Below are 19,921 nucleotides of genomic sequence, written 5' to 3'. Positions count from 1 at the left end.
CGTTGTGGGCGGAGACATACCCTTGCTTGCCGACCCTCGGGCAGCCGTGAATTACTCTCTTCGAGTGCATGTGATTCCCGAGGCATATGAATGGCAACTATACGATTGGTCGAGATTGAGAACTTCCGCTGCATTAGGCACCTCCAATGGTATCCGACGCCCGGTATCAACTGCCTGATCGGACCGGGAGACAGCGGCAAATCCACGATCCTTGATGCCATCGATCTGGCGCTGGGTGCGCGAAGGACTGCTCAGTTCACCGATGCCGACTTCCACAACCTCGACATCAAAGATCCGATCCAGATCACTCTCACCCTTGGAAACCTCGGGCCAGAATTGAAGTCCATCGAGACCTACGGCCTGTATCTCCGTGGATACGACGCAGCGGCGAAGAAGATCGAAGACGAACCCGGCAGCGGCCTGGAGACCGTGCTCTGTCTCAACCTCGCCGTGGAGAGTGATCTGGAGCCGACTTGGTCGCTCATCTCCGATCGCGCGCGCGCCGCAGGTCAGACGCGCAACCTGTCATGGTCGGATCGCGAGAGGCTGGCTCCCGTGCGGATCGGCGCTCTTTCGGACCATAATCTGTCCTGGAAGCGAGGCTCTGTCCTCAACCGCCTTTCGGACGAGACCGCCGACGCTTCGACCGCGCTCCTGGCGGCGGCACGGGAGGCGAGGAAGTCCTTCGGCAAGGATGCAGACGCAATGCTGGGCGACGCACTCGAGATCGTGACCGAAGTCGCGGGCAGCCTCGGCATAGATGTCGGGGCAAAAGCCAAAGCCGAGCTCGAGGCCCACTCCGTCTCAGTGACTGCTGGTACAATCTCTCTACACGACGAGAATGGCATCCCTCTCCGTCGGCTCGGGATCGGCTCGACACGCCTCATGATATCGGGGCTCCAGCAGAAGAACGCAGCGGAGACCGCAATCCTGCTTGTCGACGAACTCGAGCACGGGCTTGAGCCTCATCGCATTGTACGTTTCCTCGACAACCTGGGCGCCAAGCAGAAGGAACCGTCCCTGCAGGTGTTCCTGACCAGCCATTCTCCTGTGGCCGTCCGAGAGCTTGCCGCGGAGCAGATCTCCATTGTGCGACGGGTCGGAAATCGACACGAAGTGAGATGGGTTGGCGATCATCCTGACCTTCAGGGAACGATACGTCTCTATCCGGAAGCATTCCTCGCCCATTCCGTCCTTGTCTGCGAGGGAGCAAGCGAGGTCGGCTTCATGCGCGGCGTGGACCAGTACCTCTCCGACAAGGGAAACGGCAAGTCGCTCTTCGCGGCCGGAACCGCGCTTGTCAGTGCCAATGGGTACACGAACATCATGTCGCGTGCAGAGGCGTTCCGATCGATGGGCTACCGAACGGCCACATTCCGCGACGACGACTATCAACCACCAATAGCCGAAGAGACCAGCTTCGAGCTGGGCGGCGGCTCCATCTTCAAGTGGCGCAAGGGCCACAAGCTTGAAGTCGAGCTGTTCGTGACGCTGCCGGCGGATGCTGTTGGCGCGCTCCTGGACCGTGCCCTTGAAGATCGTTCCGAGGAGGAGGCGGATTCCCAGCTCAGGAGCCATTCGACGAACGCCGTGACGCTCGCGCGGGTGCGAGACGAATTGGCCAAGGGAGCTCTGTCGACGGAGGCGCGGGTGGCGTTGGGAAATGCCGCCGGTGGCAACAAGGACAACAAGAAGGCTTGGTTCAAATCCGTTGGAGAGATGGAGGAAGTCGCCCGCGACTTCGTGATGCCTTCGTTCATCGAAACGGACAAGGAGTTCAAATTGGTCCTCGCCTCTCTCAGAAAATGGTGCCTGAATGGCTGAAGGGGACATCGATCTTCTGGCTATCCGGCGAGGATCGGTCACGGCTCCCGCCGGGTGCGGAAAGACCCAGCTCATTGTGGATTCTCTCATCAGGCACTCGGACAGGAAGCCGATACTGATCCTCACCCACACTAACGCGGGCGTATCGGTTCTGCGGTCGCGGCTGGAGCGTGCGGGAGTTCCGAGCCGTTCGTATCGATTGGCGACGCTCGACGGGTGGGCGCTTCGAACTCTCAACACCTTTCCGACCCGCTCGGGCATCGATATCAGACATCTCGCCCTGGATGACCCCCGCAACGACTACCCCGCGATCAAGCTGGCCGCCGCGGCGCTCTTCGAGGGAAAGCATCTCGATGACATCATGGATGCGAGCTACAGCCGCGTGATCGTCGACGAGTATCAGGACTGCGGCCATGAACAGCATCGCATGGTCAGCCATCTCTCGACCGTAATTCCAACTGTTGTCCTCGGCGATCCCATGCAGGAGATATTCAGTTGGCAGGGCCCGCACCCGCATTGGGACCATGATGTCTGCTCAACATTCTCGTCGGCGGGAGAACTGACGAAGCCGTGGCGCTGGATCCGAGCGGGCGCGCCGGCTTTCGGCGAGTGGCTTCTGGAAGCCCGCGCGATCCTTGTCGCGGGTGGCCGGATCGATCTCCGAACAGCGCCGCCCGAGGTCGAATGGGTCGAACTGGACGGCAGCGACGATGAAACCCGCCAGCGCAAGGCCTGCAACGTCCGCCCTCCGAACCCCGACGGCAAGGTTCTTATAATGGCGGCGGGCATGAACCGGGCACTCCAGCGCAGGGTAGCAAAGCAAACCCCGGGAGCAGTCACGGTCGAGGCCGTGGATCTCACCGATGTCATCACGTTCGCAGGAAGCGTCGATCTCGACCAGCCGGGCGATCTGGACACCGTCCTGGAGTTCGCGTCCGAAGTGACGACGAACGTGGACAAGCGCGGCCTGCGTTCGCGGATCGCGATCATCGAGCGAGGATCCTCACGGAAGGACGCCACCGCCGTCGAACTGGCGGCCCTCGACTACAAGGCGGACGGATCTGCCGAAAACCTCGTCAGGCTGCTCCTCGCCCTTGAGAACAATCAAGGTGCAAGAACCTTCCGCCCCGAAATCCTCGGCGCATGCGTGCAGGCGCTTCGATCCTGTACTCCCGGCATCCCTGACGCGTTCCTCAATGCGGCGGTCCGGATCCGCGAGCAAAGCAGGATGATCGGAAGGCGCGTCCCGAGAAGAGCCGTCGGCAGCCCGCTCCTCCTGAAGGGGCTCGAAGCAGATGTTGCCGTCATTCTGGATGCCGAGCAGTTCGACAGCAACCGAACCCGCAACACGAAGAACCTCTATGTCGCACTCACAAGAGGATCACGGAAACTGGTCGTCTGCTCTTCGAGTCCGATGGTTGGGTAGCGGTTTGGCAGGAGGCGCTGCGACGACGATCCAGTGCAATCGATACTATTGGCAGGGACTATCGCGAACTGCTGCGCACCGGTGGTCCCGACGACGGGATTCCATGATGCCCACCGCGCGGGATGGCTGTAAGGTCGAAGAAGAAACAGGAACCCAGATTGCTGAGTCTTTGTCGCCGTACGCCCTCGCCCGCCCGGTCAATGCGCAGGCTCCGACCCATGCGCAGACCACGGCATCGAGTGCATCTTCGAAGGCCTTCAACTCGTACCCTCGCGCATCCATTGGCGGCAACGGCAGCGCGTCCTTCACACCGCAAATTTCGGCATTTAACAGCCCCACAATATCGCTCCAGGTCCGCAGCAGGTTCGCCCGTCGAGCAACAGGGCTCTCGTCTGGCCAATACTTCCTGATCTTCGATTGCTTGTAAGGCAGTCGCCGATCCGCTGCCGCGAGTTCGATGAGAGCGGGATGCGGATAGACCTCCAGAAGCGCCGGCGGATAAAGTTCCGAGACAGCAAGCGGATATCCCTCGCCTTCAAAGGCTACCCGGAGTTCGTCGCTCAACTTGCCCGGACGCGTTGCGCTTGGCGTATGCGTGCTTGCGTGTCGAGCACCATACATAGACGAGATCATGTTGTCGGAGACCCTTCGGCCGACAATCGGGGTCAGCGAAAGAGGCATGTCGACAGCGACGACATCGACTATTGCGCCGGCCTTTTCCTTTGCTGTGGCTGTTAGGGATCCGGCATCCGGAACCGATCCTCGATGGCGCAAGATCGGGGCGGCATCTCCCCCTGCCCCAAGGAAGGCGGCATACGAGGCCGCGGCTTCGATAAGCACCCAGCAGGATCCCTTGTCTGCAATCAGCGCGACGCCGCTGGGCTCCTGCTGTGTCCACGCAGCGTCAATGCCTAGGACTACTCTCAAGCTAGCTCCCGTGTGCCTCTGCACTCGTCCAGCCCATCAGCGTGGTCTTCAACCTCGGACGATGCTACGACAAGAGGAACCTGCCTGGCGTGATCGCACACATCAATATGAGGCAAGCGGCGAAAAGAAGGTTCCATGGGCGTCAGGATGCCGAGGTTTTTGCCTGCGAAGGACCTCCACGAGGATTCGATAACCTTCTCGCCGTCCGAGCAATATACAAAGGTGCTCTTCGAGCCGTTCATCGGCATCTCCCCTCGTCGTTACCGCGACATCTTCGAGAAGAGGAAGCGCAAGGGCTTTGACGGTAAGGCGATCCAACGGGCCGAGAGGAAACCGGTCCCCAGGATTGAAGACAGGAGCCCTTCTTACATCGCGAACGAAGAGCCGGCCATCTCGCTTGTTGTGGAAAACATCCTCAGCCTTTCGAAGGCCTCAGTCTTGGTGGTGCCGGCAGCAGTGAAGACTCCCTCGAGACGAGGTCGTAAACCTAAGGATCAGCCGCCGACTAGCATCCACAAACCGAAAATGTGGAAGTCTTCGCCGTCTAATCTTCAGCGTCTCTGGCCATTGTGCTAGCGATACCAAAACATGTGATTCAGCGCCCAGATCAGGGCAGATCGTCAGAGAGCAAGATGCAGGACACGAATTCCCCGTTGCAAGATCAGATTGCGATGATGAGGGAGGTGATTGCTCATCTTCCAGCCACGTGCCGGCTGGCGGAAGTTACCGACGCCCAGATCGTCGAGGCGGCGGAAGAGCTTTCCAGGAACGCCGACAGCGAGTGGAAGCAGCTTCCTGACCAGGTCATAGGGCCACAGCGCGAGGGCGTGCTCGGAATGGTGCTGGTGCGAAAGCGCCGACAGCTCGCGTATTCCCTGAAACTTTCGAATCTTGCGCGCGATCCATTTCAATCCATTCCCCCCGTACTCTTAAGCGTTGCAGGCGGAAGCGCCCTTCCAAGCCTCGTCGCGGCACCGCCAGTGACATTTCCCAGCTTCCTACTTGCTATCGCCCTGTCATGGCTCCGGGTATTCGCGCAACCCATCGGCTACGGCGAGGCGGCACTCTTGCACCACATGAACCAGATAGAAGCTGTGAAAGGCAAGGTAATGCAAGATGACCTTACCGAAGCCGGCCGCGTCTTGGTGGAGGTGTATGGATACGTCAAAGGGCAGAACGGCAACGAGATTTCTGCTCTGTTGACCTCGCTGAAGGCCTGGAAGGCCATCGAGGAATTCGATGGCGGGTACCGAGTCACGGAAACCGTGCCTTTCGGTCTGGGGCCGATCGAGTATGTTCGATAACCGTACCGTCGGCATGCTCAGGAGACGTGGCGATCGTACACATCAGCGGCAGCCGGTCAGAAGATTCCGTGTGTATTCGTAAAGGCCCTCGTCCAGTCTGATCATGGTTTCAGGGTCGAACCGTGTGAAGTCAAAACGGCTGTTGGGAAGCAAGTAGATCTCTCCGTTCGAATCGAACATTGGCGGGATGACACCCACGTAGGACTGCGCCTGCAGGGGGCCAAACGTCGGACCCTTTTTTCTTCCCATGGCAACTCCAAGGCCGAGCTCGAGCATGTAGTTTTCAGCATCGTCGAGATGGGTTGCCCGACTGCCGGGCTTCTGCATTGCGATTGCCTCGAGTGCCCGGTCCAGGATCGATCGTCGCCCGGGCAGTCCGCTTTGCTTCAAAGCAGCGTCGATCCACGTGTCTTTATTGTTCCCGTCCTGCCAATGGCCGAGATTTGAACAGATAACTGCGAACGCGAAGGCACGGTTCTCCCGTTCTTTGAAGGATGGGAAGAGTGCTGACCACGGAGCCATTATATCAGGAAGTAAAATGTCTCTGAACTGACGTTCGCAAAGGTTGAGACACACGTGTGCTATGGTAGCCGCCAGGTCGTAGGCCAGCGCTGCGTCGCTGATCCGGGCGAAGTGCGCGAGGAGATGCACCGGAGCGGAATATAGCGTGAGCGACGGTTCATAAAGCCGGGATAGAAGGCCAGCGTGAATTCCCTCACCGACCTCCTTCTGTTTGGGTGCAGGCACCTTGCCTAACAGGATCGCGCGCAAAGTGTCGTATTCGGACGCAACTGCGATGGTCTCGAGGAGAGCACCGACCGTCATCGGCTGGCGGATGAGGCGGTCGCCAGTCCTGTTGTCGTGAAAGCAGACGAAGAGGATTGGCCTGCTGGGATCCAGTCTGCCGTACGCGTCTATCTCCTGGCCTGCGGAAAACGATATCTGCCACGGGTGCCTGGCACTGTGCGTCTCCTTGGATTCGAAGACGGTCTGGTAGTACTTCGGAAAGGTCAGGCGACGTGTTTCGTCATGAAGGTCGATGAATGAGGCGAAGTCGCTCTCTTTTGGAGGACTGTCCTTTGTCGGCAGTTGCCTGAATCCCTTATATATGCGCTTCAGGTACGCGCGTCCCCAGATCGTTCCCACGACATCCGCCCAATGCGCCATCTCGTGGCTTATGGTTGCCATGATTTCGGCGACTTTGCCGTGATCCTCAGCCACCAATGCTTTCGGCAGGTCGTCCTTCTCGTATTGATCCAGCGTCACCATCTGCGTCTGCGGCGAGAAGTGGGCCATGGCGACAGTGTTCGGAAACCTGTTCTCTCGTCGGTCGACCATCCATTTCTTCACTGCATACGACATCTGCGCCATCCCCTCGAATTTGGATCACACCGGTACTCACCAAATGATGTCATGTCGAGAGGGCGCATACGTAGCCTCCACGCGCTAGTCCGCAGCATGTGCCAGTCCTCGGAACGCCTCGTCGCCGACGCGTTGTCACCGCTCGACGCGCTCGACAGTCGAGACGGATAGCGGTGTGGTCAGGAGGTCTTGATAGCGCTGGCTTCGAATATCTGGCCTATCGTTTTCGCAAGCGCCGAGTCGAACTCAGTGTCGTTCATGCTCACCCTCAGGTCTTCCGCGAGTGGAGAGAGAAGCTGGCGATCATACCGTGATTATGCTCCAGCTTGCGGCAGGCCTCGTCCCTGGTGTAGCCGCCTGAAAGAGCGACGACGCGAAGGACTGATGGGTGCTTGACCAGCGGCTCGTAGAAATCCGCGACTTCGAGGATGGAGACCTTGATCATCACCTTCTGATCGTGATCGAGTCCTGCAAGCTCCCCAAGGATTCCTCGAGAAGGATTGCCTCAGCTCTCTCCTTCGTCTGGCTCTTGATCAGAACTTCGGGATCGATGATCGGGACGAGGCCGCGCTGCAGGATCTGCCGTCCGATCGCGAACTGCTGCTTTACGACAGCCGCAATGCCGACGGGGTCGGCGTTGGCGATCATCAATCGCATCTTGGTTCCAAAGATTCCCTTTTCTGCCGCTCGCGCTAGCAAGGGATCGAAATCGGGAATCGGCTTGAGCAACTGGACGCCGTCCTTCTCCCCCTCCAGGCCCTTGTCGAGGAATAGACGATCCCGAACCGACATTGGTCTAGCTGGCGCGCGCCTAAATGGGCGGGATCGAGATGGTATGGCCGAGAATCGAAACGGTGACCAACAGCACGCACATCACCCCGATGGCGGCGGTCACGGCGATAGCGACCGAATGTTTGTATTCCATATCCTCGAAATGGGGATGCATGGCGATTGCAGTAACGTCCTCTCGCCGCGGCGTCCGGAAACCTCTCGCGAGCGCGTATTTTCCGCTAACCAAGGTTATTGGTTGCTGTGGAAGATGGTCACCACCTTACCCGGCAAGCTGGCGGTCCGGTCGTCGATCCACCTGTCGACGTTCAGCCAGCACCAGTTACGCGCCCGACGGGCTGGAGCATGGCATCGCGCTCGTAGGATGCTCGCATCGTGTACTCGGGCCTGGGCTCGTAGGGAACGCCGAGCGCTTCCGGCTCTGTCCCGTCCATCCAGAGCTTCCCGATCTCGCGGGCTTGGTCATATGAGAGACCCAGACCATGTCCGAGATCGACGGCGGTGTCGAAGCGTCTGACCCTGGCGAGATTCGACCAGGGCTGCACGGTCATTTCCGAGATCCGCACGATCCATTCGCCGACATCGTCTGCCTGAAAGAGATGGAGCTCCCTCTCCGGCAGGTCGTATCCACATTCGGTGTCGGAGACAAACCTCCAGCGATAGTCCGGCCCGCAGTTGATCTCCCACCGCCGTGGCCCTTGCAGAGCCGGGAGTTTTTCCTGTGGCCCATCGAACCACCCTCCGAGCGGCTCGCCCGGCACAACGACTTGGGCAGGCCACTCTCCGGTCTCAGCCACGTGCTGAATGTGAGGCAAATGCGCCTCAAGGACCGCATGGAGATCGCCGTCATTTTCGGGCGCGCGAAAGACGTAGTGCTCGTTCTGTGCGAACCGGGTGGACAGCGCGTAACTGACCATGCCCGACACCATTGCACAGCGGCGAGTGCCTGCCTGGGGAAGCTCGAGAGTCCAGATCGCAGTCCACGGCTTCCGGTCGAAAAACCACCAGGCATCGTCTCGTCTGCTGATCTCGCTCACCAGTTCCCTCAACTCTTCGGTCGTGTCGGCGTCGCTGCCGGCGACGACCCAGTACCACCCGTGCACGCTGCGGAGTACCGTGACCCCGAACTTCTCTTCCGTGTGCCGCGCGTGCTCGCCCGTCTTGATCTTCATGTCCGCTCCACCTGTTTTCTCCTACCTATCCCGCAAGAACTAATGGACGCCAAAACGGAGCCCGCAAATGCATCCGGAAGGATTCACCTCCCGTCAACCGTCCTGAGGCCCGACGGATTTCCGTAAAGGTTTCGCCAAGAACCTGCATGCGAGGTCTTACCCGCAACAGGAGACCTCACGATCTTGACCAGCACCCATACCTTCGCGATCGGCGACGTTCACGGCCGCGCCGATCTCCTTCGCAGCCTTCTCGACGGTATTTCGGACCGGGCCGGACGGATTGGGTGCGCGCACCGTATTGTATTCCTTGGCGACATCATCGACCGTGGTCCCAACAGCCGCGAAGCGATGAACCTCGTCTCGTCGACACTCAAGGAGATCCCCGATTCCCGGCTGGTTCTCGGAAACCACGATTCATTCATCCTCCGCATTCTCGATGAACAGGATTCGGGCCGGAAACAGGCGCTTCTTCTTCACTGGATCGCCAAGATGGGAGGACGAGCCACCCTTGCCTCCTACGGTTTCGATTTTTCTAATGCCGACCTGGATCGGATCCTCGACGTAGTTGATGTAGTTGATGTCGACCACGTTGCCATCCTGCGTGGAGCCGAGAAGTACGTTGAACTTGATGACCACATTCTCGTCCACGCCGGCGTCGAGCCGGGTGTTCCGCTCACTCGGCAGGATCCGTACAAGCTCATGTGGATCCGGGAGCCCTTCCTGAGCTTCTCAGAATCCTTCGGAAAGGCCGTCGTCCACGGACACACACCGACATCGTCGTTGATGGTGGAGCGTTTTCACCGCCGGATAGCGATCGACACGGGTGCACACGACAGGAGCATACTCTCTGCCCTTCACATTCCCCCTCGCGGCAGCGAGAAGGTTCTTCAGGCGGTCGCTCCTCTACAGGGCGCGGTCAGGTGATCGATGGCGGGTTTCTGGATCTGGGCGGCGGGCAGGTAGCTGGCCACCTGCACGGTGGGTTCGCGAAGAATGCGTGAGGGATTCAGGTTCGTCAGCTCGGTATTCGATTGGATCAGCAGCCTCTATCGACTTCCAGAGCGCGTCAGATATCCAAATCAATTGCACCTGACCTTCGAAATGCAAACGCAGAAATGGAGCAACTGGTGCTGGGCGGCAACGGCCTCGAGCATTTCGCAATACTACGACTGCGAGAACTATGTTTCTCAGGACGAGATCGTCGGGCGAGCACTTGGCCTTCCGCCGCCATGGGTGTCCGAAGAGTCGTGGAACCGAGAGGAAACGATGCTAACGGGGCTTCGGATCGTGGGTTGCGACAGCTCGACTTATCCTGGATCTGCCGAACTTCGACAAGCCATGCGGCAACTGGACAGGAGAAATCCCATTTGCGTTCAGATCAAATGGCCATCGAAGGGAGGACATGCAGTTGTGATCCACGGCTGCTGGCTCGACGAGAATGGAGAGGATCACTACCTGATAGGGGATCCGTGTTTTGATTATTCTTTCCCGGTACCGGGGAGCGAGCTTCGAAACGATTACCTGGAGTACGGGGGGCGCTGGGTTCAGACCTACCATGTTCGTGCGCCGTGAAAATGATATACAGGATCTGAGGCATGGAGAGATAGAATGACAATCGCGATGCTTGGAGCACCGAGTTCCGTCGGCGAGAAATTCAATCGGGCAATGGGCATCCTGGCCGCCATGCCTGGGCGAAACCGTGCGAACACCGAGTATCGCCACGTCGGTCCATTCCCCAAGAGGGTGCTTGGAGCCGTACCGCGCTCAGAAGCCGACCTCGCCTCCCCCTACACTATGGGGTGGCAATACCTTGTCCGTGATGACGATGGATTTGGTGTTCTGGACATCAGCAGTCGTGAAAATGGATCCTATAGTTCGTTTCGACGAGGCAGCTTCGCGCTTGCCTACAACGATGCACTCGAAGCCGCAGAAGCCGAAGCCTCAAGCACCCAGGACATATACGAACTTGAGATCGTGGAAATCCCCGCCGCCTTCACGCTCATGATCATCATGAAGTCGAAGGAAGTGAAGCTTTATCCTGCGTTCTTCCAGGGAAGGCGTCTGCTTCCTGAGGCAAGAACGTTCGACGAACTTCAAGGGCTCGCGGTCGAGGGGCGTCATCCCGACGGCTCGCAGCCGTCACCTTCACCTTTTTGATGTCCGGGCTTCGGTGATTTTCTTCTCGGCGTAGGTATTCTAGTGGAGTGCGACCGAGGATGGCGCGTTCACCGATGTCGCCAGCACCCCGACGTATGTGGCGATGAGCACCATCGCGACATCGTCGACCGAACGGTAGCCCTCCCGGTACATCCTCATAGCGGCAAGCAACCATGCTCGGGTGTGTTATTGAACTGGAATGCGCGTTCACAAGCGAACGCGCGATTGATCGGCGCAGAGACGGCATTAATTCCATCGTGGTCTGCGCCGACAAAGATGGCAACAAAGCCCTGTTCCGCGAGTGCCTTCCCATCGATCTGGGATCGACTAAACCTCACCCTCTCCGATTTCTATCTCTTTTGAAGCGGTCGGCAGCCATTCCGACAACTGCCTAGCCGCCGCTTCAATTAGGTTCTGCTTTCGCAACGCACATTCCCAAACCGTCGCTACCCGCCAGCCTATATCGAGCAACGCGCGCTTGACGGCGTCGTCGCGGGCAAGGTTGGCGGCAAACTTGGCTTGCCAAAACTCCGGTCGGGTAGACGGCGTTGTCGCATAACGGCAGCGAAAGTGCCGGTGCCAGAAACAGCCATGTACGAATACTGCCGCCTTGTATTTTGGAAGGACGATGTCAGGCGCACCCGTGATTTTCGTGCTGTGCAAGCGGAAACGCAGCCCTTGTGCATGGAGCGCACGGCGAAGCACAAGCTCGGGTTTCGTGTTCTTTCCCCTGATTCCCGCCATCATTCGCGATCGTGTCGTAGGGTCGACAATATCAGTCATTTGTATCCTGGCAATTGCAGCTACACATAGTATACACCGACAAAAACATATTCGATCAGGAGTCGTTCTTGCCTGCCACTTTCGGTATCATTGATCTCTTCGCTGGGCCGGGTGGATTAGGTGAAGGGTTCTCATCTCTGTCGGTTGACCAACATGATCCATTTAGTATCGGCATTTCCGTAGAAAAGGATGCGTCCGCGCATAAAACCTTGCGGCTGCGCGCCTTCTTGAGAGCATTTCGCGCCGAGCATGGGAAACTCCCGGCCGAGTTCGTCAACTTTCATGCGGGCGCGGTGGGAGAGCCGGATTGGGCCCTGGTTGGCAACGGCGCCTGGGATCACGCATCGAGAGAAGCCAGACAGCTCGAACTTGGAACGACCGCCGCGTCCGAAGCGATAGATGAGGCGATCGCCGGACTTCAGAAGTTTGATGACACCATTCTCATTGGTGGGCCGCCTTGCCAAGCATATTCGCTGGTTGGACGAGCTCGAGCGAACGGCAAACGCGACTATGTACCGGAACAAGACGAGCGTCATTACCTTTTCCGGGAATACATACGGGTCCTGGAACGCCTGAGACCATCGGCGTTCGTGATGGAAAACGTGAAGGGCATGCTGTCGTCCACCGTAGAGAGTCGCCGCGTTTTCGAAATGCTGATGGAAGACCTGTCCTCGTTGGGTACAAGGCACGGCCATATCTACGAGCTCTTCGCCGTACGTGTGGAGAACGGTCAAGCAACTCTTCGTCAAGCGAGGAAACCGTCCGACTTTGTAGTGAAAGCAGAGGAGTTTGGCGTACCGCAGCGACGGCATCGAGTGATCATCATCGGCATCCGAGCTGACCTGGCTTCCCGCGCTTCAGCCGCGAGCGTTCCAGTCAGCGAAAAACGCAGAACGGTCGAGGACGCCATCAGCACCCTGGGGCGCCTTCGCAGTGGGATCAGCGAGTCCGGAGACAGCTTCGAGAGATGGAGCGACTACTTATTCGACTCCGCCAAGATGTTGGCCTCCAGTTCTGACGTTGCCCTGGAACAACCCCTCCGTGGTCTGATGGACCAATTCCAGCAGATGTTGCCGTTGGCTCGCTCGTCGGCCACTCTCCCAAGCGGCTACGGAAGATCCAACGACGAATTGCTCCGATGGCTTGAGCGTCCGGAACTTCTTTCTGTTGCTCAGCATGCCACGCGCGGTCACATGGCATCGGATCTTTGTCGATACCTGTTTGCCGCCGTATTCGGAAAGGTGCATGGTTACAGCCCGAAGGCCTCGAAATTCCCTGAGGTCCTTCGGCCAAACCACCGCAATTGGGAAAGCGGAATCTTCGCCGACCGTTTCCGAGTCCAGCTCTCCAACGAAGCATCGACGACTGTGACAAGCCATATTTCGAAAGACGGCCACTATTTCATCCATCCCGATCCAGCTCAGTGCCGCAGTCTGACTGTGCGGGAAGCAGCTCGCCTTCAGACCTTTCCGGACGACTACTTTTTCATGGGAAATCGCACCCAGCAATACGTCCAAGTCGGGAATGCCGTGCCGCCCTTCCTTGCCCGACAAATCGCACATCTTGTTTACGCATCGCTTACTTACACGAACTCATAGTATTACCCTAAGTCTATATTGCCGTCGTCAACGTTTCGCGCGATGGTGGTTCAAGGACTCGTTGGGATTCGTGAATGCGGCAAGGACTCGTGGCTAGAAGGGCAGACGCGACACCGCATGCTGCAGCATTGATCGAAGGCTTGCGAGACATCGGCTATTCGCTTGAAACCGCGATCTCGGATATTGTTGACAACTCAATCACCGCAAGCGCCCGCCGGATCCAGATACTGACGGAAACATTTTCGGAAGAGCCGTTCATCGCGATCGCTGATGACGGCATGGGAATGACCGAGGACGAGCTGGTGGCGGCCATGCGTCCCGGTAGCCGGAATCCTCTCGATACGCGGGAAAAACTCGATCTTGGACGCTTTGGCCTTGGCCTGAAAAGCGCAAGTTTCTCGCAATGCCGCAGGTTGACGGTTGTTACGCGCACAAACGGGATCACGTCTGCAGCCGTCTGGGACCTGGATGATGTCGCTCGCCGCAACGATTGGTCCGTTCAGCTTCTGGACGATATCGCGGCAATCCCATGTGCTGACCAGCTCGGCAAGAGCGGAACCTTGGTGCTATGGGAAAAGCTTGACCGCTTGAGCGGCGGCTACAAGCTGAACGTCGCGAAACGAGCGGAGGTAATAAACCAGCGCCTGGCGGAAACCGAGCGTCACCTGCGATTGGTATTCCACCGTTTCTTGGAAGATCCAAAGCCAATCAGGATCCTTCTGAACGGTCGGCAGCTTCGCCCACTGGATCCATTCGCACGCAAGAACTCGGCTACCATTGCCGATCCTGAGGAAATCATCACCCTTCCGCAGGGCGACGTGGAAATCCAGAGCTTCACAATTCCTCACCACAAACAAATGAGCACTTCGGACTGGGATGACCTCGGCGGACCTGAGGGGCATCTGAAATCTCAGGGCTTTTACCTGTACCGAGGCGAACGACTGATATTGCATGGCACCTGGTTCGGTCTTTGCCGCCAGTCCGAACTCACGAAGTTGTCGCGAGTAAGGATCGACATTTCCAACAGCATGGACAGTGACTGGAAAATCGATGTCAAAAAGTCTTCGGCTCAGCTTCCTTCGGCGGTTCGCGACCGATTGAAGAAGGTGATTGAACGCATTCAGGAAGGTTCCAAACGCACCTACCGGAAACGTGGGCAGAAGCTCGTCGATCACAACCGATTGCCTCTGTGGCACAGAATTCAGTCTGATGGACAGATCCGCTACAGGCCGAACACCGACCATCCAATCTTCGCAGAGTATGCCGAAGAACTCCCGGAACACCTTCGCCGAGGTTTCTTCAATTGCATCAGTCTCGTTGGCGCTTCGCTGCCAGTCGAGACCTTACATGCGGATATGGCGGCTGTCGCCGAGGACATCGTGCCAGACCGCGTGGATGAGGACACACTCACTCAAGCTGTGCAGGCGACCCTCTCCGTCCTTCTCGCAGCGAAGAAACAACTCAAGGATATCGTCGCCTTGATGAAAGAGGTCGATCCATTTCGGACCGCATGGTCTGACACCCAACGAATCATAGACGCCATCGTCGAGGCAAATCGAGCTAAATGAACCAGATACTGAGCAGCCTCGAAGGCATGACCGCAATGTTCATGGCTTCGCAACCGAGCCCCCATACGGCGCAATCGATCAGAGACATCATTGCGCAACTCAGGGAAACCCCGATGTTTTCCGGAAAGGTGAGCGCTGATGAAGCTGAAGAGCTTGCGCGCCTCACCACTTCCGGCTTCAAGAAGGAAGTCAATTCAGACGACGCACTGAAGGCCCTCTCGAATTCGACGGCCGTCATCGTACTCGTAGCGAGTGATGCGGACGTGCCCGATGAGGTGAAGGTCGCCGTCGAGCGCATTGAGGAAGTCAGCGCCGTCAAACCTTATCACCTGATCCTTGCCGCGAAAGCTGCGATGGGCATTGTGGTCAGCAGGGAGCAGGCGACAGCGCTTGCCTCGTATTCCCTGCCACTCGTGTTCTCCGCGATCAGGAGGTCTCGACCCATCGAAGTCTCGCTTGAAAAGCTCGCCGCGTCGTCGCGGGTCAGGAAGCCCGTCATCTGGGAGCCGCGGATCGAGCAACTTGCGGGTTACGGGGCCGCCACGCGATGGGCGCTGGATCTGGTGGATGACCTCGAGGCATGGCGCAACGGAACCATTGCCTGGAGCGATGTTGATGCTGGCTTGCTCCTGAGCGGACCTCCCGGCTGCGGCAAGACCCTGTTCGCAAGCGCGCTCGCCCGGACTTGCGGCGCGAACTTCGTGGCCGCTTCAAGCGCACAGTGGCAGTCGCGGGGCCACCTCGGCGACATGCTGGGAGCAATGCGAAAGACCTTCAGGGAGGCGATCAAGGCAGCTCCCTCCATCCTCTTCCTCGACGAGTTTGATTCCTTCGGCTCCCGGCAAAACCTCAGGGGCGACAGCGCCGCCTACGGACTGCAAGTGATCAACGCGCTACTTGAGCACCTCGATGGTGCATCCGGACGAGAAGGGGTCGTGGTCATCGCCGCGACGAACAGGCCGGACGACATCGATGAGGCGCTGCGAAGACCGGGAAGGCTCGACCGCCATATCCAGATTGAATTGCCGGATCTGGAGGCGCGCGAGCAGATCCTGTCGGCACATGTCGGTCTGCCTCTTCCCTCGGACGAGATGCGAACGATTGCGCTTGCGACCAGTGGCTATTCCGGCGCTGCAATCCAGCAGCTTGCCCGTGGCGCGCGCCGCATTGCGCGAAAGAGCAGAAGACCCGTCTGTGGTGCGGATTTCCTTTCGATCGTGCCGCCTGTGGCCGCGCTCGAAGACAACGAGCGGTGGCCGATCTGCGTGCACGAGGCAGGGCACGCAATTGTCGGGCTCACCCTTGGGACAGGCGAGATCGAGGCCATCGTCGTTGCCAGACAGGCAGGACATCGTGATGAGAACTTCGGGTACGTCAAGTGGCGCAGGGCGGTGGTGCGCAAAAGGACCCTCCAGATGTACCGCAATGAAATCGCAATGGTCCTGGCCGGAAGGGCGGCGGAACAGGTGATCCTGTGCGAGACCTATGATGGTTCCGGAGGAGCGGAAGGATCCGACCTTCATCGAGCAGCCGACATCGCTACCGTCCTGGTTGGCGGCCACGGCGTGTACGGCCTTGGATACACCCGCATCTCCCGTTCCCGAGATCTCGACCAGCTTCGCGCCGGCGATCCCGTTCTAAGAAGGCGCGTGGAGCGACTGCTTTCCGAGGAACTGGCGCGTGCGGAGGAGATCATCCGGGAGCGCCGCGAGGATGCTCTGCACCGAATAGTGGGAAATCCCGGCGGCCACGAGGACCATCTTCACCGCCCGCTGGTACTTCTCCATGTCGGCGCCAGGTGGAAGCAGAAGCCCCACCGCTCTGTCGCCCTTCTTCAGGAAGATCCCACAACGACGCAAGGGAACCCGAAGTGAGTTGGCATAGGTCGTCACTTCGAGCACATCCTTGCGCTCGTCCGATTTTGGCCACTTCATAGTTCGCTCCTATGACCGGGCGCGGCGGACGATGGTGTCCGGATCGAGCAGCTTCTCGTCGAGATCGACCTCGAGCATTCCCCGAAGGATCAGGTTTGCGACTGAGCCCATCGGAGCGCCATCCCTCACGGCTCCGAGGCATTCGGCGAGTGTGAGGGATCCCATCTCGTCGAGACCGGCGAGGATGCGGATGCGATCCCCAAGCGCCGCCTCACGTCCGCCATAGCGGACAAGATCGCGCGCATTCTGAATTCGGGTCGGGTTGAGGTCGAAGATCGAGATCGGGTGGTACGTGTAGCCGAGACGCTCGGCGACGCCCGGCAGCCACGTGATGATTTCGGGAGTTCCGCGCCAGATGTCCACCAGGAGCGTTTCGTCCCCCTTCTGCACCGCAAAATCGACGTAGCGGTGACGGGGCTTGCGCGCGGGCGAGTGGTTGACAAACGGCTGCGTGATGCAGCGCCATGAGATCACATCGGGGTCAAGTTCGAGAAGGCAGGCGTAATCGCTTGCTTCCTGTGAGCGGTACAGCGTGCGTCCGAGGCATTTCAACGTGGCGCTCGGAAAGCGGGAATTGTAGAAATCAGGGAGATCGCAAGCTTCATCGCCTGCGGCATGAGCAGTAAAGGTCGTCATGACCTACCCTCCGATTAACAGGATGATACGGCGATCCGGGATCCGTCCCGGGATCGGTCAACCTATTCGGAAAATAAGGGCGCTGAAGTTGCTCATGACAGAACAAGTAGAGAACGCTTTTTCCGACGTCAAGCGGTTTAATTCGCATTTTGCATAACCTAGATTGAGTAGATGTCGCAGCCTCCCCTGATCGTGACCGCGCATGTCGACAACGACGATCTGCAATTTTTCGACGCGCTCCGAACGCGCTTCTTTCCGCCGGAGCTCAATTTCCTGCGCGCGCATGTCACCATGTTCCACAAGCTCCCGCCGGAGCATCGTCTACATATAGATGATGTCCTCCGACAGGCAGCGCAGATGACGGGAACGGTCGAGGTTGAAGTCACCGGCGTCCGTAATATGGGCAACGGCGTTTCCTTCGTTCTCGAAAGTGAAAATCTTGCCCGCGTGAGGGAGAATTTGAAAACGGCGTTCAAGTCGTGGCTCGGACCGCAGGATCGCCAGCCCTGGCGGCCGCATGTCACCGTGCAGAACAAAGTGCACTGGCAGAAGGCGGATGCCCTCTATGACATGTTGTCGTCGGAATTTGCCAGAAGGACCCTCCGGGTGAAAGGCTTCGATGTATGGTCGTACATACAGGGTCCATGGCGGCATGAGCGCTATTTCCGCAGCGGGCAGAGCGTGGACTAGCCACGTTGAATCCTACGGCTGTTGTAGCGGCTCGTCTGATTCTGCGACTTGATTTGCAGATAAAATTCCCTGAATTTGGCGACCAGCAGCGTGTGGCTTGACGTGGCACAGCCGGAGGATTCGATGCTTACGATCGGAGAACTTGCCAAGGCAACGGGAACGAACGTCTCAACCATCCGATATTGGGAACAGACAGGATTGCTCGCCCCTTCCGGAAGATCGGAAGGAAACCAGCGGCGCTACACCGAAGACGAGCAGGATCGTCTCGCCTTCATCCGGCATGCCCGTGATCTCGGCCTGAGCGTCGATGCAATCCGGGATTTAATCGACTTGAGCCACCGTCCGGACATGCCTGACACAGAGGCGGACCGCATCGCGTCCGAGCAACTCGCAGAGATCCGCGAAAAGATCGATCGCCTGAAGAAGCTCGAAAACGAGCTGGTCCAAATGTCCACTCGCAGGGTACCATTGGACGGGAACAAATCTCGGGTCATCCAGGCACTTGCGCGCTTCGAGCGGCCTAGCACCGAAACCGAGTGATTGCTCGATGACGCTGTTCGAGGAGAAGGACCGCACACGAAGGACGCCCCGCCGCGCTGGAGAGCCATGCTTCGACTTCTATGACAGCTCCGGCCGGGATCCTTACATTGTGTACCGCGACCTGGTGAACGGTTGGATTGGGGAGTTCCCTTCGGGCGAGCAGCTCGATCTGGTGAGCCGCATGAAGAACCGCAACGACGCCCAGTACGAGCAGGCTCTTGCGGAGATCGTGACATACGTCGCGTTGAGGCGCCTTGGCCATGAAGTGGAAATCCATCCTGCCTGCCCCCATCCGACGAACAGGCCGGACTTCTTGGTGAGGAGCGGCTCTGGTGAAATCCTCGCCTTCGTCGAAGTGACGTCCTTCGGACCGGATGTGCGGACGGTCGCCCGCGACAACCGCGAGGCCGCGATCTACAATGGGTTGGAAACAGTGAACCTACCGCCGGGGTGGCTCCTGGGTTACGAGGTGCGGACGCATGGCCAGTCCGCGCCGAGCGTGGCCAAGCTGAAATCCGAGGTTGAGCAATGGGCGCGCAATGAATGTGGCGACGATCCGAGAGTGTCGCCCAGACGGACATTCGGGGCTCAGGATTGGGAGTTCGACCTCACGCTTCTCGGCGGCTTCAACAAGGAAAAAAGCTACGAGCGGAAGATCGGGGCCGCGATGACTGGCCTCCGGTCGGTGTCTCCACATCTCGATCTGCGCGTCGCGCTGGAGAACAAGGGCCGAAAATATGGAATTCAGGAGACCCCGTATCTTATCGTCGTCGCCGACTGCAAGGGGTCCATCCCAGTTGGCGACCATGTGGAGGATGCCCTGATCGATGGCCTTTTCGGCAGCCCTAGCGTCAGGTTCCGGCGACTTGCCGATGGGCAGCATGGAGACCTACGACGATCGGACGGCTGACGGCTTCTGGGGGAGGTACGGCGACGCCCGCAACACCAACGTCAGCGCCGTCGCCCTGCTGCCCGAACCGAACCTGTGGAAGCTCCGCGACGAGCGTTGGCACCCAATCATCGCATACAATCCGTTCGCCGCTAACCCGTTACCCCGGTGTCTTGCCGCTTCCCGGCTTCGGCCCGCTCGATAACAACGGCGAATACGGGCACATCGAAGGCAGTTTGCTGGCCGACCTGATCGGCCTCCCTGGCGAGTGGCCGCCGGAGGATGAGTGACCGCAAAACGTGATTTTGTCGCGCTTCAGGAA

Annotated in this window: 21 protein-coding genes; 13 read left to right on the top strand and 8 right to left on the bottom strand. The window is 58.8% G+C overall.

Annotation, left to right across the window (positions count from 1 at the left end):
- Positions 1-90 precede the first annotated feature (90 nt).
- Together ATB98_RS06165 and ATB98_RS06160 are read left to right on the top strand one after the other, a co-directional pair.
- The gene (locus tag ATB98_RS06165) at positions 91-1,824 is read left to right on the top strand and encodes an ATP-dependent nuclease (protein WP_066870613.1); all 1,734 of its coding nucleotides are present in this window, start codon (positions 91-93) and stop codon (positions 1,822-1,824) included.
- Positions 1,817-3,250 (top strand): UvrD-helicase domain-containing protein, encoded by a 1,434-nt coding sequence (locus ATB98_RS06160; RefSeq protein WP_066870610.1) that lies wholly within the window; start codon positions 1,817-1,819, stop codon positions 3,248-3,250. Before ATB98_RS06165 ends, ATB98_RS06160 begins: the two co-directional genes overlap by 8 nt.
- 45 nt (positions 3,251-3,295) lie before the next feature.
- On the opposite strand, the gene ATB98_RS06155 is transcribed toward ATB98_RS06160, so the two are convergent.
- Positions 3,296-4,090, bottom strand: coding sequence for a DUF429 domain-containing protein (locus ATB98_RS06155; protein ID WP_234781871.1), 795 nt, complete (start codon positions 4,088-4,090; stop codon positions 3,296-3,298).
- A gap of 222 nt (positions 4,091-4,312) precedes the next feature.
- Here ATB98_RS06155 and ATB98_RS29645 point away from each other — a divergent pair, with 222 nt between their 5' ends.
- Positions 4,313-4,753, top strand: coding sequence for a hypothetical protein (locus ATB98_RS29645; RefSeq protein WP_066870607.1), 441 nt, complete (start codon positions 4,313-4,315; stop codon positions 4,751-4,753).
- Positions 4,754-4,809: 56 nt separating this feature from the next.
- A complete protein-coding gene (locus tag ATB98_RS06145) occupies positions 4,810-5,481 on the top strand; it encodes a hypothetical protein (RefSeq protein WP_066870604.1) in 672 nt (223 codons plus the stop codon).
- Between the two features lie 42 nt (positions 5,482-5,523).
- On the opposite strand, the gene ATB98_RS06140 is transcribed toward ATB98_RS06145, so the two are convergent.
- From ATB98_RS06140 to ATB98_RS06130, 5 genes are all read right to left on the bottom strand, one after another.
- On the bottom strand, positions 5,524-6,843 hold the full coding sequence (locus ATB98_RS06140) for a hypothetical protein (protein ID WP_153435775.1): 1,320 nt from the start codon (positions 6,841-6,843) through the stop codon (positions 5,524-5,526).
- Between the two features lie 268 nt (positions 6,844-7,111).
- A complete protein-coding gene (locus tag ATB98_RS28785) occupies positions 7,112-7,288 on the bottom strand; it encodes a hypothetical protein (protein WP_153435774.1) in 177 nt (58 codons plus the stop codon).
- A complete protein-coding gene (locus ATB98_RS06135) occupies positions 7,288-7,635 on the bottom strand; it encodes a beta/alpha barrel domain-containing protein (protein ID WP_066870599.1) in 348 nt (115 codons plus the stop codon). The genes ATB98_RS28785 and ATB98_RS06135 overlap by 1 nt, the downstream gene beginning before the upstream one ends.
- A 19-nt stretch (positions 7,636-7,654) precedes the next feature.
- Entirely contained in the window at positions 7,655-7,789 is a 135-nt protein-coding gene (locus ATB98_RS30330; RefSeq protein WP_268801777.1) for a hypothetical protein, read from the bottom strand.
- Between the two features lie 151 nt (positions 7,790-7,940).
- Positions 7,941-8,804, bottom strand: a complete 864-nt coding sequence (locus ATB98_RS06130) for a hypothetical protein (protein ID WP_066870596.1) — start codon at positions 8,802-8,804, stop codon at positions 7,941-7,943.
- Positions 8,805-8,987: 183 nt separating this feature from the next.
- Here ATB98_RS06130 and ATB98_RS06125 point away from each other — a divergent pair, with 183 nt between their 5' ends.
- The 3 genes from ATB98_RS06125 to ATB98_RS06120 all read left to right on the top strand — a co-directional run bounded on the left by ATB98_RS06125 (position 8,988) and on the right by ATB98_RS06120 (position 10,961).
- A complete protein-coding gene (locus ATB98_RS06125) occupies positions 8,988-9,728 on the top strand; it encodes a metallophosphoesterase (RefSeq protein WP_066870594.1) in 741 nt (246 codons plus the stop codon).
- 69 nt (positions 9,729-9,797) lie between these two features.
- Positions 9,798-10,376 (top strand): papain-like cysteine protease family protein, encoded by a 579-nt coding sequence (locus ATB98_RS27840; RefSeq protein WP_084435321.1) that lies wholly within the window; start codon positions 9,798-9,800, stop codon positions 10,374-10,376.
- Between the two features lie 36 nt (positions 10,377-10,412).
- A complete protein-coding gene (locus tag ATB98_RS06120) occupies positions 10,413-10,961 on the top strand; it encodes a hypothetical protein (protein WP_066870590.1) in 549 nt (182 codons plus the stop codon).
- A 327-nt stretch (positions 10,962-11,288) separates the two neighbouring features.
- Here the strand turns inward: ATB98_RS06120 and ATB98_RS06115 are convergent, their stop codons facing one another.
- Positions 11,289-11,744 (bottom strand): very short patch repair endonuclease, encoded by a 456-nt coding sequence (locus tag ATB98_RS06115; protein ID WP_066870587.1) that lies wholly within the window; start codon positions 11,742-11,744, stop codon positions 11,289-11,291.
- Positions 11,745-11,812: 68 nt separating this feature from the next.
- Here ATB98_RS06115 and ATB98_RS06110 point away from each other — a divergent pair, with 68 nt between their 5' ends.
- From ATB98_RS06110 to ATB98_RS06100, 3 genes are all read left to right on the top strand, one after another.
- The gene (locus ATB98_RS06110; protein ID WP_066870730.1) at positions 11,813-13,342 is read left to right on the top strand and encodes a DNA cytosine methyltransferase; all 1,530 of its coding nucleotides are present in this window, start codon (positions 11,813-11,815) and stop codon (positions 13,340-13,342) included.
- A gap of 74 nt (positions 13,343-13,416) precedes the next feature.
- Positions 13,417-14,910 (top strand): ATP-binding protein, encoded by a 1,494-nt coding sequence (locus tag ATB98_RS06105; protein ID WP_066870584.1) that lies wholly within the window; start codon positions 13,417-13,419, stop codon positions 14,908-14,910.
- Entirely contained in the window at positions 14,907-16,784 is a 1,878-nt protein-coding gene (locus ATB98_RS06100) for an AAA family ATPase (protein WP_234781870.1), read from the top strand. The genes ATB98_RS06105 and ATB98_RS06100 overlap by 4 nt, the downstream gene beginning before the upstream one ends.
- 69 nt (positions 16,785-16,853) lie before the next feature.
- Here ATB98_RS06100 and ATB98_RS06095 read toward each other — a convergent pair whose 3' ends face one another.
- On the bottom strand, positions 16,854-17,480 hold the full coding sequence (locus ATB98_RS06095) for a hypothetical protein (protein WP_066870581.1): 627 nt from the start codon (positions 17,478-17,480) through the stop codon (positions 16,854-16,856).
- 171 nt (positions 17,481-17,651) lie between these two features.
- Between ATB98_RS06095 and ATB98_RS06090 the strand changes: the two genes are divergently transcribed.
- The 3 genes from ATB98_RS06090 to ATB98_RS06080 all read left to right on the top strand — a co-directional run bounded on the left by ATB98_RS06090 (position 17,652) and on the right by ATB98_RS06080 (position 19,620).
- Entirely contained in the window at positions 17,652-18,170 is a 519-nt protein-coding gene (locus ATB98_RS06090; protein WP_066870578.1) for a 2'-5' RNA ligase family protein, read from the top strand.
- 123 nt (positions 18,171-18,293) lie between these two features.
- A complete protein-coding gene (locus tag ATB98_RS06085) occupies positions 18,294-18,710 on the top strand; it encodes a MerR family transcriptional regulator (protein ID WP_066870575.1) in 417 nt (138 codons plus the stop codon).
- A gap of 7 nt (positions 18,711-18,717) precedes the next feature.
- Positions 18,718-19,620 (top strand): hypothetical protein, encoded by a 903-nt coding sequence (locus tag ATB98_RS06080; protein WP_066870572.1) that lies wholly within the window; start codon positions 18,718-18,720, stop codon positions 19,618-19,620.
- Positions 19,621-19,921 lie beyond the last annotated feature (301 nt).

Origin of the sequence: Sinorhizobium saheli, assembly GCF_001651875.1 — a bacterium.
GTDB lineage: Bacteria > Pseudomonadota > Alphaproteobacteria > Rhizobiales > Rhizobiaceae > Sinorhizobium > Sinorhizobium saheli.
The sequence above is the reverse complement of the archived record's forward strand: the minus strand, read 5'-3'. Positions and strand labels throughout refer to the sequence as shown.